Origin of the sequence: Rugamonas rubra (assembly GCF_900114705.1) — a bacterium.
Taxonomy (GTDB): Bacteria; Pseudomonadota; Gammaproteobacteria; order Burkholderiales; family Burkholderiaceae_D; genus Rugamonas; species Rugamonas rubra.
Map to the genome: position 1 here is coordinate 1 of NZ_FOTW01000018.1, position 15395 is coordinate 15395.

12 protein-coding genes are annotated in these 15395 nt (G+C 69.9%); 5 read left to right on the forward strand and 7 right to left on the reverse strand.

Going from position 1 to position 15395, the window contains the following annotated elements:
- Positions 1–211: 211 nt before the first annotated feature.
- Positions 212–2494 carry a DUF6351 family protein gene (locus BM252_RS18580; RefSeq protein ID WP_139236603.1) on the reverse strand — a complete coding sequence of 761 codons (2283 nt, stop codon included), beginning with the start codon at positions 2492–2494 and terminating at the stop codon, positions 212–214.
- A gap of 229 nt (positions 2495–2723) precedes the next feature.
- Between BM252_RS18580 and BM252_RS18585 the strand changes: the two genes are divergently transcribed.
- From BM252_RS18585 to BM252_RS18595, 3 genes are all read left to right on the forward strand, one after another.
- Entirely contained in the window at positions 2724–3173 is a 450-nt protein-coding gene (locus tag BM252_RS18585) for a hypothetical protein (RefSeq protein WP_093389173.1), read from the forward strand.
- Positions 3170–3403, forward strand: coding sequence for a hypothetical protein (locus tag BM252_RS18590; RefSeq protein WP_217429931.1), 234 nt, complete (start codon positions 3170–3172; stop codon positions 3401–3403). Before BM252_RS18585 ends, BM252_RS18590 begins: the two co-directional genes overlap by 4 nt.
- Positions 3404–3636: 233 nt before the next feature.
- On the forward strand, positions 3637–4809 hold the full coding sequence (locus tag BM252_RS18595) for a cupin domain-containing protein (protein WP_245774333.1): 1173 nt from the start codon (positions 3637–3639) through the stop codon (positions 4807–4809).
- Here the strand turns inward: BM252_RS18595 and BM252_RS18600 are convergent.
- The 5 genes from BM252_RS18600 to yfiR form a co-directional block, all read right to left on the reverse strand.
- Complete coding sequence (locus tag BM252_RS18600; RefSeq protein ID WP_093389174.1) at positions 4788–5453, reverse strand: DJ-1/PfpI family protein; 666 nt, start codon at positions 5451–5453, stop codon at positions 4788–4790. The two genes, BM252_RS18595 and BM252_RS18600, sit on opposite strands and share 22 nt — an antisense overlap.
- On the reverse strand, positions 5450–6490 hold the full coding sequence (locus BM252_RS18605) for a GlxA family transcriptional regulator (RefSeq protein WP_093389175.1): 1041 nt from the start codon (positions 6488–6490) through the stop codon (positions 5450–5452). Before BM252_RS18605 ends, BM252_RS18600 begins: the two co-directional genes overlap by 4 nt.
- Before the next feature lie 253 nt (positions 6491–6743).
- Entirely contained in the window at positions 6744–7262 is a 519-nt protein-coding gene (gene yfiB, locus BM252_RS18610; protein ID WP_093389176.1) for an outer membrane lipoprotein YfiB, read from the reverse strand.
- A 6-nt stretch (positions 7263–7268) separates the two neighbouring features.
- On the reverse strand, positions 7269–8534 hold the full coding sequence (gene dgcN, locus BM252_RS18615) for a diguanylate cyclase DgcN/YfiN (RefSeq protein ID WP_093389177.1): 1266 nt from the start codon (positions 8532–8534) through the stop codon (positions 7269–7271).
- Entirely contained in the window at positions 8531–9064 is a 534-nt protein-coding gene (gene yfiR, locus BM252_RS18620) for a regulatory sequestration protein YfiR (RefSeq protein WP_093389178.1), read from the reverse strand. The genes dgcN and yfiR overlap by 4 nt, the downstream gene beginning before the upstream one ends.
- A gap of 291 nt (positions 9065–9355) precedes the next feature.
- Here yfiR and BM252_RS18625 point away from each other — a divergent pair, with 291 nt between their 5' ends.
- A complete protein-coding gene (locus tag BM252_RS18625; RefSeq protein ID WP_093389179.1) occupies positions 9356–9787 on the forward strand; it encodes an SRPBCC family protein in 432 nt (143 codons plus the stop codon).
- A gap of 12 nt (positions 9788–9799) precedes the next feature.
- Here BM252_RS18625 and BM252_RS18630 read toward each other — a convergent pair whose 3' ends face one another.
- Positions 9800–13363 (reverse strand): response regulator, encoded by a 3564-nt coding sequence (locus BM252_RS18630; protein ID WP_093389180.1) that lies wholly within the window; start codon positions 13361–13363, stop codon positions 9800–9802.
- 306 nt (positions 13364–13669) lie between these two features.
- Here BM252_RS18630 and BM252_RS18635 point away from each other — a divergent pair, with 306 nt between their 5' ends.
- Positions 13670–15325: a methyl-accepting chemotaxis protein gene (locus BM252_RS18635; protein WP_093389181.1), complete on the forward strand. Its 1656-nt coding sequence runs from the start codon at positions 13670–13672 to the stop codon at positions 15323–15325.
- The last annotated feature ends 70 nt before the right edge of the window (positions 15326–15395 follow it).

The following is a 15395-nucleotide window of genomic DNA, read 5'->3' on the forward strand; positions in this document are numbered from 1 at the left end:
CGAATGAAGGGAACCTGCCCGGATATATTGGCATGAAAAATGAGGCGCGTGGAGACTTCAGCCTGTCAGTTGGGGGAAATGAACCCACGAAATTGTTATTCCAGCTATTCATTGAAAGCGTCTCACTTGTGGACAACGAAGGTAGGCCAGCCACATAAAACTAGCACTGGCCGCTTGAAATGGACGTGTCCACGGCCCGGCCCGGCCCGGCCTAGCGCAGGCCCGCCGCCGCGTAGTCGCACACGCCGTCCGGAAAGATTTTCTGCAGCCACGCCCGCTGGCCGGCCGTGAACGGCGCGCCGGCGCCATAGCTGCCGTCGGCCAGCGCCGTGGCCAGCGGCTTGAGCGCGCACTTGAAGATGTCGCCCTTGATCGACTCGCCGGCCACCATGCGCGGGCTGGAAAAAATCGGATAGGCCTTGCTGCAGGCGCCGGGTGGGTTCTGGTTCAGGATGCCGTCCCACACCGCCGGCCCTGTGGCGATCGCGGCGCCACCGGCGTCTATGCATTGGTCGACGAAGGCGGCCGGCGCGGCACCGTCGGCCAGGTAGCGGTCGATCACGGCCAGGGCGTCCATGGCCATGGCCAGCGCGCTGTTGTTCGATCCCGCCACCCAAATCACCTGCTTGCTCGCCGCCGCCCGGTTCGCCTCCAGCAGGCGCGCCCGCGCCGAAAACGCTTGGCGGGCGTTGTGCATATTGAGCTCGGCCTCGAGATAGGGCCGCAGGTCGATCAACGGAATGTCTAGCCGCCGGCCGGTGAACACGTGGCCCGAGGCGAAGGCCTTGCCGATGGCCGCCACGTCGCCGGCGCGCCGCCGCGCCGGGGTGCCGGCGGGATCGCGGCAGGCCGTGCCGCGTTGCATGTTGGCGGCGTCGAAGGGATCGGCCGCCTGCTCCCAGGCGACAAAGTCGGCCTGCTCCTTCCAGCCGCCGACGCAGGCGTTGATGCGTAAAAACTCGTCGGCGTCGATCCGGCCCTGCGCCAGCGCGGTCAGGCCGTATTGCACGCCGACGTTGTCGATGGTGTTGGGCGCGAAGCCCTGGCTGTCGGTGCCGTAGATGTTGGCCAGGTCGTTCCAGTGCGTCCACTTTACATTTGCCAAGGCTCCGGGCGGGTAGTGGTAGAACGCCGCCGCCTGTTCGTAGCGGGGATCCTTGTACTGCGGATTGAGCACGGTCGGCAGCGCCATGCGCCAGCCGTTGATGCATTCCGTCGTTCCCGGGGTGCCGAGGATGGCGTTGCGCACGGTGTCGCTGGCGTTCATGCCTTCGATGAGGCGCTGCCGGCTCCATGTCGCCCATGGCGAGGCCGGGTCGAGCGCCACCGCGTCCCTGAAATACTGCCCCAGCAGCGGACAGTCCGAGATCGGCGTGGTCTGCGTCAGCATGTCCGGGTAGGATTGGATCGGCACGCCGCCGTCGAGCAGGCCCGGGCGGTTCTGCGCGAACAGGTATTGCTGGACGGCGCCGCCGGAACCACCCAGGCCTATCGTGTAGTCGGGCTTGCCGTAGGCCTTGATGAAATGCTCCTTCGTCATCAAGGCCGTCTCCTCGGCCAGGCGCATGTTGTAGTGCACGCCGGCCTCGTTGCCGGAGGAACTGACGACGGCGTAGCCCTGCGCCAGTATGCGCGGCAGCAGCTGCAGTTCGGAGCCGCTCAGGCCGTTGTTGAACCACATCGCCGTGCCCTGCTGGTGGCCGATGCCGACGCCGCCGCGCAGCCAATACACCAGCTTGCGGTTCCAGGCCGACTGGTCGAACACGGCGCTCGGCGCCAGCATGGCGATGGTGTACAGGAAGCGGTTGATCGAGCCTGCCTCGACCCGCACCACGAAGGGCACGGCGGCGCCGTTGACGGTGGTGCTGGCCAGGTCGGCCGGCGGGCTGGCGTAGCCGGTGGCCGGCTCGAAGGGCTTGAAGCCGCTGCCGTTGAAATAGAAGTGGCCGATGCGGCGGGGGATGTTGCAGTTCCGGCTGTGGCCGAGCAGTTGGCCGCTGGCGGGATCGAAGACGGGGTGGCCGACGCCGTCGTGGTTGTCGACCCGCGGTTGGCCCAGGCCGGATTCCTGCGAGCGGCAGATGAAGGGCTGCTGTTGCGGCCCGGTGAACAGCGGCCCGCTGATCGAATGGTTGGTCAGCGTGATCGCGTCGAGCAGGTCGTGGTCGCGACTGCCGTGCGAATGCCGCGCTTCGAGGCGGTTTTCGCCGTCCACCAGGCCCGTGAGGACGCCCTCCATGCGCTCGCCGTGGCGCGCCATCGCCGGCGCCACCGGCTTGCCGTTCAGCCAGAGCGTGACGTGCTCCAGCAGCGCAGGCGCCGCCGCCACCTCGATGCGGGCGTCGCCGCCGGACACCAGCTCCGGCGCGCTGGACAATACGCTGAGCCTCGCTCGGGGAGGCTGGTCCGGCGCGGCGGCACAGCCCGCCGTGCCGATGGCAATGGCGCTGCCCAAGACGAAACGCGCCCCTTGCCTGCCGATCGCTTGCATCATGATGTCCTCCCCCGTTGCAGATGTTTTTCATTTTTGCCTGCTAGCCGTCTAGCATATTGATGAAAGGCAGATTCATCAACTCTGGAAAAGGCGTCAAACCGCGTATGTACCGCGTGGTGTTTTTTGTTTGCGGCGACAGCATGGCCGACCGCAAGCGTTCGCTATGTGAAGGTGCTACGATGACGGTGCCTGCTTCCGCCGGGGGGCAACATCTTCTAAGGCATTCACCATGTCGTTCCTGTCTGATATCGCGGTGTACTCGGCAGATCGCCAGTTGCAGCTAGTAGTCGAAATCAAAGGCATGCCGAGCTCCGATGAGCAGTGGGCTGCCCAATTTCGCCGCAATTTACTGACGCATTATGCCGTCCCTCCTGCGCCGTTTTTCCTCCTTGTACTGCCAGACCAGCTTTACTTGTGGACAGCGAAGCATGGTGAAACAAGCGCTCTGCCTGATTATCATGCGAAAACCTGGTCCGCGTTGAAACGATATTTGCCGCATGCCCAGCAAGGCGCAATCAGTAAGCGCGGCCTTGAATTGGCGGTGCAATCCTGGTTAAGCGACTTGACCAATTCGGATGACGCGACGAAAGCTAACGGGGCCGAGCCGCGCTGGCTTGCCGACTCGGGGCTGTCCGAGGCAATTCGGACGGGCTCCATGCAAGTCGAGGCCATGGTGTGATCGTCTACGTCGAGTCCAATTTCGTACTCGAACTGGCGTTCATGCAGGAGGAGAACGCAGAGTGTGAAGGAATTCTTCAACTGGCGGAGGCCGGTGTCGTGCAACTTGCCATGCCGGCCTTCTCCGTCGGCGAACCATATGAAACTTTGGTTCGGCGCCATCGCGAGCGACGGGCACTTGCCAACAAGTTGACGGACGAGCTCAAGCAATTGCGGCGCTCCGCACCCTAGCAGTGTTTTGTCAACAAAAACGCCAAGGACTTCCTGATACCGAAAATCGAGGACGAGTTTACGACGTTCAACTGCAAGCTCATCCCTAGGTTTCCGCCGGCCTGGCCTATTTGCAGGCCGCGCTTGGCAAGGCGTCGCCGCAGGGCGCGCCCTAGCGGCGCCGGCTCGCCGCCGCCCTATTCCGCATTTCTTTGATGTAGCGTATATCTTTGCGATATTGCCGGTGGTAAAACATGGCCCTTTCCCTGACCGTGTCCGCCATGTCCACCTTCACCCTCGCCAACGTCTCGATAGACGACTTCCTCGCCAAGCACTGGCAGCAGCAGCCGCTGGTCATCCGTGGCGGCTTCGAACACTTCGCCGACCCGCTCAGCCCGGACGAGCTGGCCGGCCTGGCCTGCGAGGAGCAGATCGAGTCGCGCCTGGTCTACCGCCGCGGCGGCGAGTGGCAGGCCGAGCACGGCCCGTTCGACTCCTACGAGCGGCTCGGCGAGCGCGACTGGACGCTGATCGTCCAGGCCGCCAACCACTGGGTGCCCGAGGTGGCCGAGCTGGTCAAGCCCTTCGCCTTCCTGCCCAAGTGGCGCCTCGACGACGTGATGATCAGCTACGCCACGCCGGGCGGCGGCGTGGGCCCGCACATCGACCGCTACGACGTGTTCATCTGCCAGGGCTCGGGCCGGCGCCGCTGGCGCGTCGGCGCGCGCGGGCCGCACCGCGAGTTCGCCGCCCACGCCGCGCTGCTGCACTGCGACCCCTTCGAGCCGATCATCGACGTCGAGCTGCTGCCCGGCGACATCCTCTACCTGCCGCCCGGCTTCCCGCACGACGGCGTCACGCTGGAGGCCTCGATGAGCTTTTCGGTGGGCTTCCGCAGCAAGTCGCCTAGCGAGCTGGTCAGCGCGCTGGCCGACCACCTGCTCGACAAGGAGCTGGGCAACGAGCTGCTCAGCGACCCGGGCCGGCCGGCCCACCGGCAACAGGGCCGCATCGACGCCACCGACTTCGCCCGCCTGCGCGCGCAGATGCAGGCCATGCTGGACGACGAGGCGGTGCTGGCCGACGCCGTCGGCGCCATGCTGTCGCGCAACAAGTGCGAGCTCGACCTGCAGCCGCTGCAGGAGCCCTACACTTCGGCCGAGTTGCTGGAGTATTGGCGCCAGGCGCCGCTGCTGCGCATCGGCGGCTTGCGCTGCTTCTATGTCGACGCCACGGTGGCGGCCGGCGTCTGCTACATCGACGGCAGCCGCTACAACTTCGGCCCGGCCTGTCACGGCGCCGTGCTGGCGCTGTGCGACAACGACGAGCTGGACTACGCCGCCCTGGCGCCCTGGCTGGAGCAGCCCGAGCTGGTGCAGGCGCTGGCGCAGTGGGTCAACCGCGGCTACTGGTACTTCGACGACTGAGTCGACGGCGTCCAGTCGTACTCCATCTGGCGCGCCGTGGCGGCGGCCAGCGTGGCCCCCAGCACGCGCTCGACCAGGTGCAGGCTCATGCCGATGCCGGCGGAGATGCCGGCCGAGCTGACGATGCGGCCCTGGTCGACCCAGGGCGTGTTCGCGCGGATGTCGAGGTGGGGAAACTCGGCGCGCAGCTCGGCGATGTCGCTCCAGTGGGTGGTGGCGGCCAGGCCGTCGAGCAGGCCCAGCTGGGCCAGCAGAAAGGCGCCGGTGCAGACCGAGGCGGTCAGCGCGGCCTGCTCGCTGGCGCGGCGGATCCAGGCCAGGGTACGGGGGCAGCCGCGCGGTTGCTCGACCAGGCCGCCCGGCACCACCAGCAGGTCGAGCGGCGGCGTGTCGTCGAAGCCGTGGTGCGGCAGCACGCCCATGCCGTGGCGTGCCGCCACGGTGTCGCGCTCTGCGCCGATCAGCGCGACCTTGAAGGCCGACTCCAGGCCGAGGTCGCGCTTGGCGACGCGGGCGGCGACGGAGAACACCTCGAAGGGACCGGCGAAGTCGAGCACTTCGACGCCGGGAAACACCAAAATACCGACGTGCAGGGTGTGCAAACGGGCGCGGCGCGCGGCGATATCCTCGAACTGATGGTTCATTGCAATTCCTCTTCTGTGCTTGTGGCTGGGTGGGGGGAAACGGCTGGCGGCCGGCCGCGCCAGGCGCCGAAGCGCTCGCGGTAGTCGCCCGGGCCGACCTGTAGATAGCGCAGGAAGACGCGGCGCATCACGTCGGCGCTGCGGAAGCCGCAGGCCAGGGCGACCAGCTCGACCGGCGCGGCGCCGCTTTCGAGCCGGCGGCGCGCGTGCTCGAGGCGGCTGCGCTCGACGAACTGGGCCGGCGCCACGCCGGTGTCGCGTTTGAACACGCGGGCGAAGTTGCGCGGGCTCATGGCCGCCAGGCGCGCCAGCGCCTCCACCGACAGGTCGGCCTCGGGATGCTCGACGATGGCTTGCTGGACCCGGCGGATCGCCTCGTCGCGGCCTGACGGGGCCGGCGGCGCGACGCCGAACTGCGACTGGCCGCCCGGCCGGCGCAGGAACATCACCAGCTCGCGCGCGGTGCGCAGCGCCAGCGCGGCGCCGAAGTCGTCCTCGATCATGGCCAGCGCCAGGTCGATGCCGGCGGTCACGCCGGCCGAGGTCCAGACGCCGCCGTCGGCGACGAAGATGGCGGCGCCGTCCACCGTCACCTTGGGGTAGCGGCGCGCCAGGCGCTCGCACCAGTTCCAATGGGTCACGGCGCGGCGGCCGTCGAGCAGGCCGGCCTCGGCCAGCAGCAGGGCGCCGGTGCAGACGGCGCCGAGGCGGCGGGCGCGGCCGGCCTGGCGGCGCAGCGTGTCGAGCAGCCCGGGGCGGGCGCAGCAGTCCTCGATGGCCGCGCCGCCGGCCACCAGCAGGGTGTCGAGCGGCCCGGGCGCGGCGAAGTCGCGGGTCGCGGCGATGGCCAGCCCGGAGGCGGTGCGCAGCAGGCCGGGCCGCTCGGCGGCGATCTCCACCGTGTAGCCGGGCGCGGCGCCGCCCAGCAGCGCCGAGGCGGTGGCGAAGGCCTCCAGCGGCCCGGCCACGTCGAGCAGCTCGACGCCGTCGAAGGCGAACAGGACGATGTGGCGGCTGGCGCCGGGATCTGGCTTCATGGTGGCGGCGCTTCCTGGTCGGCATTGATATGACGACAACTATAGCGCAGCCGGTGTGCCGTGCGAAAGGACATCCACCCGACGATTCCTGCCAAGTCGATCTTATCTTGCTTGCCGCGGCTACGAGCGGCCGAGCTACACGGCGACCATCGCGGTCAGCCGAATTGTCTCCGCAGCGCGGAGACAATGACGCAATTGCTTGTCGTTCAAGGGAGGTGATAGGCCATAGTGGGGGCAACGCCCCGGCGCGCCGCTACGGCGCCAGCACGATGATGGCGACGCGGCGGTTCTCGGCGCGGCCGGCGGCGGTGGCGTTGTCGGCGATCGGGCTGCCCTTGCCGTGGCCGATGGCGACGATGTCCTCGCGGCGGATGCCGGCCTCGCTCATGGCGTCGGCCACGGCGTCGGCGCGCTGGCGCGACAGCTTGCTGTTGTAGGCCTCGCTGCCGGAGGCGTCGGTGTGGCCCTCGACGCGCAGGTGGACGATGCCGACCGACAGCAGGGCGGCGCTGACCTTGCCCACCGCCGCCCGGCTCGTGCCGTTGAGCTTGTGCGCGTCGAAGTCGAACAGCAGCTTCTCGGCGAAGCTCAGCTCCCAGCCCTCCTCGGTCTGGCTGAAGCCGAGCTCGCGGAACATGGCCAGTTGGCTGGCGTTGAAGCGCGGCGGCGGCGCCGGCGGCGCGCTCTGGCAGGCGGTCAGGGTCAGCGCGGCCAGCAGGGGCAGCGCGGCCGCCAGCAGGGCGCGGCGGCGGGGTTGGACGGGTGGTTTCATAAGCTCTTATCCTGGAATGGTGTGGGGAGGCCCGGCCACGTGGCGCGAGCCGCGGCGGCGCTGCTTGGCCTGGTACATCGCCTCGTCGGCGGCCAGCAGCATGGCGGCCGGGTCGGCGCCGTGCTGCGGGTACAGCGCCACGCCGATGCTGAGGGAGGTGTAAATGTTGTCGCCGCCGGGCAGGTGGATCGGTTGGGCCATGGCGGCGATGATCTGGTCGGCGATGGCCAGCGCGTCGGCGCCGTGGCGCAGCGGACGCAGCAGGATGGCGAACTCGTCGCCGCCCAGCCGGGCCACCAGGTCGTTGCTGCGCAGCAGGGTCTTGATGCGCGCGGCGATGTTGACCAGCACGGCGTCGCCGGCGGCGTGGCCGTACTGGTCGTTGATCTCCTTGAAGCGGTCGCTGTCGAGGTAGAGCAGGGCCACCAGGCCGTCCTCGGCGGCGGCCTCGGCCAGCGCCTTGGCCAGCTCGCTCTCGAGCATGGCGCGGTTCGACAGGCCGGTCAGGCTGTCGTGGCTGGCGCGGTGCGACAGCGTGGCGTGCTCCTTCTGCTGGTGGCGCTGCCAGGCCTCGAGTTCGTCGAGCAGGGCGTTGAAGTCGCCGTTGAGCGCGTTCAGCTCGGCGATGCCGGCGTCCGGCACGCGCAGGCCGAAGCTGCGGTCGCAGCGCACCCGGTGCGCCACGCCGGCCAGGTCGCGCAGCGGGCCGGTGATCTCGGCCTGCATGCGGCGCGCCAGCCGCGCCGCCACGGCGATGCTGATGGCCAGGCACAGGCAGACGCAGGCCAGTCCGCTGAGCAGGTACTGCAGCAGGCCGCGCCCCAGCGGCACCAGGCGGATCTGGCCGACCGCCTGGCCGTCGTGCAGCACGGGGAACAGCAGCGGGCTGGGGATCAGCCAGCCGGCCAGGGTCTGTTCCAGCCGGGCGCCGGCGCCGGGCGCGCCGGGCGACCAGCGCGCCAGCACGCGGCCCTCGATGTTGCCGACCTCGAGCTCGGCGACGTCCTCGTGGCCGCCGATCAGCGCCAGCGCCTCCTGCGCCGCCTGGGCGTCGTCGAACACCACGGCCGCCTCCACCGTGTAGCTGAGCGAGCGCGCCACCAGGCGCAGGTTCTGCTCGGAATAGAAGCGCAGCGCGCCGAGGCCGGCGACGGTCAGCGCCAGCCCGGCCAGCGCCACGGCGATGCAGGCGACGCGGCGGTGCGCCCGGGTCAGCACCTGGTCGAGCGAGGGGCGCGGACTGTGCGGCGGGTGCGGCGGCAGCGGCGTCATGGCGTGGCCGCCTTGCGCTTGGCCAGCAGCAGCACGTTGGGATGCACCCGCAGGCCGCTGCGGGCGACGGCGTCGAGGTCGACCTCGAAGGCCACCTGGTTGTCGCGGAACTTCAGGCAGAACATGCTGCCGGCGGCGCAGTTGGGGTTGGCCTCGCTGATCGACAGCACCGGCCGGCCGATGACGTGGGCCATCAGGCGCTGGTGTTCGAGCGCGCCCAGCGCGCCCAGGTAGGCGATCTGGCAGGCGCCGGGCCCGTCCTCGTGGTCGCCGACGGCGCGCACGGCGCGCAGGTGGCCGGCGCCGGCCGGATCGAGCAGGGCGTCGGCGTAGCGGGGGGTGCCGAACACGCAGACCAGGGTCTCCGGGTGCGGCGCCGGCCAGCGCACATAGCTGTTGATGCCGGCCACCACGCGGACCACCTCCTGGGCGCGCCTGGCGTCGGCCGCCGGCGCCTGGGCCAGGGCGGCGGGTCCGGCCATGCCCAGCAGCAACAGCGCGGCCAGGCGGAGCGCCGCCGGGCGCGCCATGGCGAACCGGGCGGACCGGGCGGCGGCGTGGCGGACGGGACAGGGTGGTGGGGGCGAGTGGGCGGCCATAGGCGGGGATAGCTGGTTATTGGGTGGACGACGGCCGTCCAGGGGGAGTATCGGCCGATGTTGACGTTTGTTTATACATGATTCCGAAAAAAAAGGTTGCTTCGCCGCCTAGGTGGCAAGGCGGCGAACGCGCCGCCATGATAGCGTGGAAGCGCGCGGCGCATTGCGGTACTATTTCCCGGACAGCCTGAGTTTCGCCCACGAGCCTGGAGGAAGCGCGCCATGAACGATACCGAAATTGTGACCTCACGCCAGTTCGCCGCGCCGCCGCCGCAGGTGTTCCGCGCCTTCAGCGACCCGGCCATCCTGGCGCGCTGGTGGGGCCCGGAGGGCTTTTCCAACACCTTCAAGGTGTTCGACATGGCGCCGGGCGGCCTGTGGCGCTTCGTCATGCACGGGCCGGACGGCGTCAACTATCCCAACGAGTGCGAGTTCGTCGCCGTCGACGCGCCGGCGCGCATCGTCTTCCGCCATGTGTCCGGGCCGCCGTTCGAGGCCACCCTGCTGTTCAAGGAGCAGGACGGCGGCACCTGGCTGGACTGGACCATGCGCTTCGACAGCGCCGCCGAGTGCGCCCGCATCAGCAAGTTCGCCGTCGAGGCCAACGAGCAGAACCTGGACCGCCTGCAGCAGCAGCTCGACAAGATGGCCTGAGCGGCCGGGCGGCTAGCGGTCCTCCTGCTCGAGCCAGGCGCGGGCCTCGGCCAGGGTCTGTTCGAGCACCCGCCGGACGGTGGCCAACTGCGCCTCGAGCTGGTCGGCGCGGCCCTCGTGGATGGCGCTCTCGGCCTCCAGCGTGGCCTGGATCAGGCGCTTGGCGCCGAGCACGCCGACGGCGCCGCGCAGGCTGTGCAGCACCCGGCCGGCGTCCAGCGGGCGGCCCTCGCGCAGCGCCAGGTCGGCCTGGTCGAGCGGCTCGAGGCCGCCGCCCAGGGCGCCGCGCACCAGCTTGAACATCACCGTGCGGCCCTTCGGGTCCCGGCCCATCACCCGCATCAGGCTGTCCATGTTGAAGACGGTGTCGGCCGCGCCGGCCGCCGCCGGCGCCGGCGCGAGAGCCGGCGCCGGGGCCGCCGGGGCCGCCGGGGCCGCCGGGGCCGCCGGGGCCGGCGCCGGCGCGCTGTCCTCGGCGGCGGCGGCGACGCGGGCGGCGCGCCGCGCGCCGGCGCGCCGCGCCGGCTCGGCCAGGTGGCGCAGGATCACCGCCAGCATCTCCTCGACCTCGATCGGCTTGGGGATGAAGTCGCTGATGCCGGCCTCGACGCAGCGCTCGCGCTCGGCCGTCAGCACCGCCGCCGTCATCGCCACCACCGGCAGCGCCAGGCCGAGCTCCTGGCGCAGGATACGGGTGGCGCTGAAGCCGTCGAGCACCGGCATCTGCATGTCCATCAGCACCAGGTCGTAGCGGCCGGCGTCGACGCGCAGCAGGTCGACCGCCTGCTGGCCGTCGCCGACCACGTCGAGCGTGGCGCCGGCGTGTTCGAGGATGCCGCGCGCCACCGCCTGGTTCAGCAGGTTGTCCTCGACCAGCAGGAAGTGGGCGCCGCGCAGGCGGTCGGGCGCGCCGCCCTGCTCGACCAGGTGGGCCTCGTCGCGGCCGTCGTGCTGGGCCAGCGCCTGGTGCAGCGCGTCGAACAGGTTGGAGCTGGTGATCGGCTTGACCAGCACGGCGTCGGCCTCGGGCGCGGCGGAGATCGCCGCCAGGTCGCCGCGGGCGAAGGCGTTGACCATCACCACGATCGGCTGGCGCGCGCCGGCGGCGGCGCGGCGCACCGCCTTGGCCGTGGCCAGGCCGTCCATGCCGGGCATGTGCCAGTCGGCCAGCACCACGTCGTAGCGCTGGGCGCGCGCCTGCAGCGCGCCGACCAGGGCGACGGCGGCCTCGCCGCTGGCGGCCTCGTCGGCGCTCCAGCCCCAGGCGCGGATCAGCCGGGCGATCAGTTCGCGGCTGGTGCGGTTGTCGTCGACCACCAGCAGGTTCAAGGGGCCGATGTCGGGCTTGCGGCGCGGCCCGGCCTGCTCGGCCACCACCTCGAAGGGCAGCGTGAACCAGAAGCGCGTGCCCTCGCCGGGCGGGCTGCTGACGGCGATCTGGCCGCCCATCAGCTCGACCAGGTGCTTGGTGATGGTCAGCCCCAGGCCGGTGCCGCCGAAGCGCCGGGTGATGCTCTCGTCGCCCTGCGAGAAGGCGGTGAACAGCTGGGCCTGCTGTTCGAGGCTGATGCCGATGCCGCTGTCGCGCACCTCGAAGCGCAGCAGCGCCCGCTCGCCCTGGCGCGCGCTGAGCTTGACGCTGACCAGCACCTCGCCCTGCTCGGTGAACTTGATGGCGTTGCCGGCCAGGTTGACCAGGATCTGCTGCAGGCGCAGGGCGTCGCCGCGCAGCCGGCGCGGCGCCGCCGGGTCGACGTCGATGGCCAGCTCGAGCTCCTTGTCGCCGGCGTTCATGGTCATGGTGGTGGCCAGCGCGTCCATGGTCTCGTCGAGCACGAACTCGACCGGCGCCAGCTCCATGCGGCGCGCCTCGATCTTCGAGTAGTCGAGCACGTCGTTGAGGATGCCCATCAGCGACTGGCCGGAGACCCGCACCATGGTCAGGTACTTGCGCTGCTCGTTGGTCCGCGCGGTGTTGCCGAGCAGGTGGACCATGCCCAGCACGGCGTTCATCGGGGTGCGGATCTCGTGGCTCATGTTGGCCACGAAGTCGCCCTTGGCGCGGTTGGCCGCCTCGGCGCGGTCGCGTTCGCGCTCCAGTTCGAGGGCGCGCGCGGCCACCTCCAGCTGCAGGCGGTGGCGCTCGGTGATGTCGGAGATCACCGACAGCGTCTTGGTGCCCTGGTCGGTGCGCACCGCGCTCAGGTTGATCTCCAGCGGGAACTCGCTGCCGTCCTTGCGCAGGCCCCACAGGGTGGCGTCGCGGCCCATGCGCACCGGCTCGGCGCTCAGGCGGGTCGAGAAGAAGCGCTGGCGGTGCACCACATGGCGCCCGCGCAGGCGCTCCGGCACCAGCGTCTCGAGCGGCTGGCCGAGGATCTCGCCGCGGGCGTAGCCGAAGTACACCTCGGCCTGGCGGTTGAAGGTTTCGATGCGGCCGTCGCCGTCGATCACCACGATGGCGTTGGGGGCGAACTCGATCAGGCCCTGCAGGCGGGCGTCGGCGGCCAGGCGCTCGTGCATCAGGCTGTTGAAGGCCATGGTCAGCTGGCCCACCTCGTCCTGGGTGCGCACCAGCAGCGGCACGTAGCTGCTGGCGTCGGCGCGCAGGCGGACGATGGCGTTGCGCAGGCGCACCAGCGGCGCCAGCAGGCGCGAGGTCAGCCAGCCGATCAGCGCCGCCGTCAGCAGCGCCGCCAGGAAGCTCCACAGCGCCAGCCGCGACAGCAGGCCGTCGAAGGGCTCGAAGGCCTCCTCCACCGGCAGCGAGGCGGCCAGCATCCAGTCGACCGACTTGAGCATCTTGTAGCTGACCAGGGCGCGCAGCTGGTGGCTGTTGGTGCTGATGGTGGTGCCCTCGAAGCCGTGGGTCAGCGCCTCGCTGGTGGCCGGGTTGGCGTTGGCCGGGCGCGGCTGCAGCAGGCGCTGCGGGTCCGGGTGCAGCACGTAGACCGGCAGGGCGCCGCGGGTCAGGGCGAAATAGTAGCCGCTCTTGCCGACCTTGGCGGTGCGCAGGTGGCCCAGCAGGTTGTCCTTGTACAGGCGCAGCACGCCGACCAGCACGCAGACCACCTCGCCCTTGGCGTCGAACACCGGGGCGACCATCTGCACGATCGGCTGCTTGTTGCCGCGGCCGATCAGCGGCTCGGTGATGAAGGGCTTGCGCTCGCGCATCACGCGCTGGAAGTAGGCGCGGTCGGCGGCGTTGATCAGGGTGCGGCCGGGCTGCTGCGGCAGGTCGGCCATGATCTGGCCGGCGCGGTCGAGCACCAGCAGGTCGTCGAACATGGCCAGCAGCACGCGGTCGCCGAAATGGGCGCGCAGCTTGTCGGGCGAGGCGGTGGCGGCCAGCGGCGTGGTGCGGGCCGACCGCGCCAGCACCTCGAGCAGCAGGCCGAGCTTGTCGTCCAGGTCCTGCGCGGTGCGCTCGATCAGCGCGTTCTGCTGGGCGAACAGGACGGTGGTGAAGTCGTCGCGCATGCGTTGCATCTGCACCACGGTCACGATGCCTATCATCAGGATCGACGTGACGCTGGTGGCCAAGGCGACCTTGGCTTTGATGCCGAGTGGCTTCATGGGGTCCTTGTGTGCGGGGGCCGGCGAACGCGCCGGCTGGCTGGAGAATTCTCCTATCAATACGCGACCTTGGCAAGGAGCAAAGATCGGCCCGCGCCGGGCCGGCGCCGCCGGCCGGCGGCGGCGACGCGGCGGCGCCGGCGCGCCGCCCGTTGTGCTTGTATTTTAGGCAATCAAACCTGCCGCCTAGCACAGGCAATCCGGGAAATTTTGATCTAAATCAATAAATTTGCCGCCCCGACTCCTTACACTGGGGCCCATATCTTGCTATATCACAAGAACACACCCCAGTCCCGGAGAGACGAGATGCGTAACAATCAACCTGTCACCAATCAAGAAGTCGAGGTCATGGACGACCAAGCCATCGTCTCCAAGACCGATCTGGATGGCAACATCACCTATGTGAACCCGTATTTCACCCAGATCAGCGGCTTCGGCGAGGCCGAGTTGATGGGCCAGCCACTCAACATCCTGCGCCACCCCGACATGCCGGCCGAGGCCTTCGCCGACCTGTGGCGCTCGATCAAGCACGGCTCGCCGTGGACCGGCGTGATCAAGAACCGCTGCAAGAACGGCGACTTCTTCTGGGTCAAGGCCAACGTCACGCCGATCCGCGAGGCCGGCCGCACCATCGGCTACATGGCGGTGCGCGTCAAGGCCGAGCGCCAGCTGGTGGCCAAGACCGAGCAGGACTACCGCGAGCTGAAGCGGGCCGGCAGCAAGCTGCGCATCAAGAACGGCCAGTTCATCCGCCCCGGCCTGGGCAACACCCTGGCGCGCCTGCGCCACGTCTCGCTGGCGATGCGCATCTGGCTGTGCACCAGCCTGGTCAACACGCTGCAGCTGGGCACCTGCCTGGCCGTGCTGCTGGGCCACGACGGCCCGCTGACCACGGTCAACTACGTGATCCTGATCACCACCTTCGTCGGCCTGCTGATCAACGTCTTCCTCTGGTGGACCCTGCGCTCCGGCGTGCTGCAGCCGCTCAACCGCGCCCTGCACGGCGCCCGCGCCATCGCCGCCGGCGACCTGTCGGGCACCTTCGAGACCGACTCCACCGACGAGGTCGGCCAGCTGCTGCGCGCCCTGCAGCAGATGAACAGCAACCTGATCGCCACCATCCGCGACGTGCGCGTCAACGTCGAGACGATGGCCGTGGCGACCCGCCAGATCGCCGCCGGCAACGCCGACCTGTCCGGCCGCACCGAGGCGCAGGCCGCCAGCCTGGAGCAGACCGCCTCCTCGGTCGAGCAGTTCTCCGCCACCGTCAAGCAGAACGCCGACAACTCGGTGCAGGCCAACGAGCTCGCCGTCAGCGCCTCCAGCGTGGCGGTGCAGGGCGGCGAGATCGTCGCCGACGTCATCGCCACCATGGACGACATCAACGCCTCGTCGAAGAAGATCGTCGACATCATCGCGCTGATCGAGGGCATCGCCTTCCAGACCAACATCCTGGCGCTGAACGCGGCCGTCGAGGCGGCCCGCGCCGGCGAGCAGGGCCGTGGCTTCGCCGTCGTCGCCGGCGAGGTGCGCAACCTGGCCCAGCGCAGCGCCACCGCCGCCAAGGACATCAAGAACCTGATCGACCTGTCGGTCGGCAAGGTCAGCGCCGGCATGGTGCAGGTGCACCGCGCCGGCTCGACCATGCAGCAGGTGGTCAGCTCGGTGCAGCGCGTCACCGCCATCATGCAGGAGATCTCCACCGCCTCGCGCGAGCAGAGCATCGGCGTCGACCAGGTCAACTCGGCCATCGCCCACATGGACCAGGTGACCCAGCAGAACGCCGCCCTGGTCGAGCAGGCGGCGGCGGCCGCCGCCAGCCTGGCCAACGAGGCCGGCGGCCTGAGCCAGGCGGTCAGCCTGTTCAAGTTCGGCCGCCCGGTGGCGGACGCGCGCGGTCGTCGTGGCGCGCCCGCCGCCGCCGCCAAGGCGACCCCGGCGCCGAAGCGCCTGGCCGCCTGAGGCCGGCCGCGCCGCCGCCCGACCGCCCTTTCCACCCGCAGCCGCACCCGCACTTGTACTCGCCACGCTA

Coding starts and splice junctions, on each gene's coding strand:
- BM252_RS18580 (WP_139236603.1), bottom strand. CDS start 2,494: ATGATGCAAGCGATCGGCAGGCAAGGGGCGCGTTTCGTCTTGGGCAGC.
- BM252_RS18585 (WP_093389173.1), top strand. CDS start 2,724: ATGTCGTTCCTGTCTGATATCGCGGTGTACTCGGCAGATCGCCAGTTG.
- BM252_RS18595 (WP_245774333.1), top strand. CDS start 3,637: ATGGCCCTTTCCCTGACCGTGTCCGCCATGTCCACCTTCACCCTCGCC.
- BM252_RS18600 (WP_093389174.1), bottom strand. CDS start 5,453: ATGAACCATCAGTTCGAGGATATCGCCGCGCGCCGCGCCCGTTTGCAC.
- BM252_RS18605 (WP_093389175.1), bottom strand. CDS start 6,490: ATGAAGCCAGATCCCGGCGCCAGCCGCCACATCGTCCTGTTCGCCTTC.
- yfiB (WP_093389176.1), bottom strand. CDS start 7,262: ATGAAACCACCCGTCCAACCCCGCCGCCGCGCCCTGCTGGCGGCCGCG.
- dgcN (WP_093389177.1), bottom strand. CDS start 8,534: ATGACGCCGCTGCCGCCGCACCCGCCGCACAGTCCGCGCCCCTCGCTC.
- yfiR (WP_093389178.1), bottom strand. CDS start 9,064: ATGGCGCGCCCGGCGGCGCTCCGCCTGGCCGCGCTGTTGCTGCTGGGC.
- BM252_RS18625 (WP_093389179.1), top strand. CDS start 9,356: ATGAACGATACCGAAATTGTGACCTCACGCCAGTTCGCCGCGCCGCCG.
- BM252_RS18630 (WP_093389180.1), bottom strand. CDS start 13,363: ATGAAGCCACTCGGCATCAAAGCCAAGGTCGCCTTGGCCACCAGCGTC.
- BM252_RS18635 (WP_093389181.1), top strand. CDS start 13,670: ATGCGTAACAATCAACCTGTCACCAATCAAGAAGTCGAGGTCATGGAC.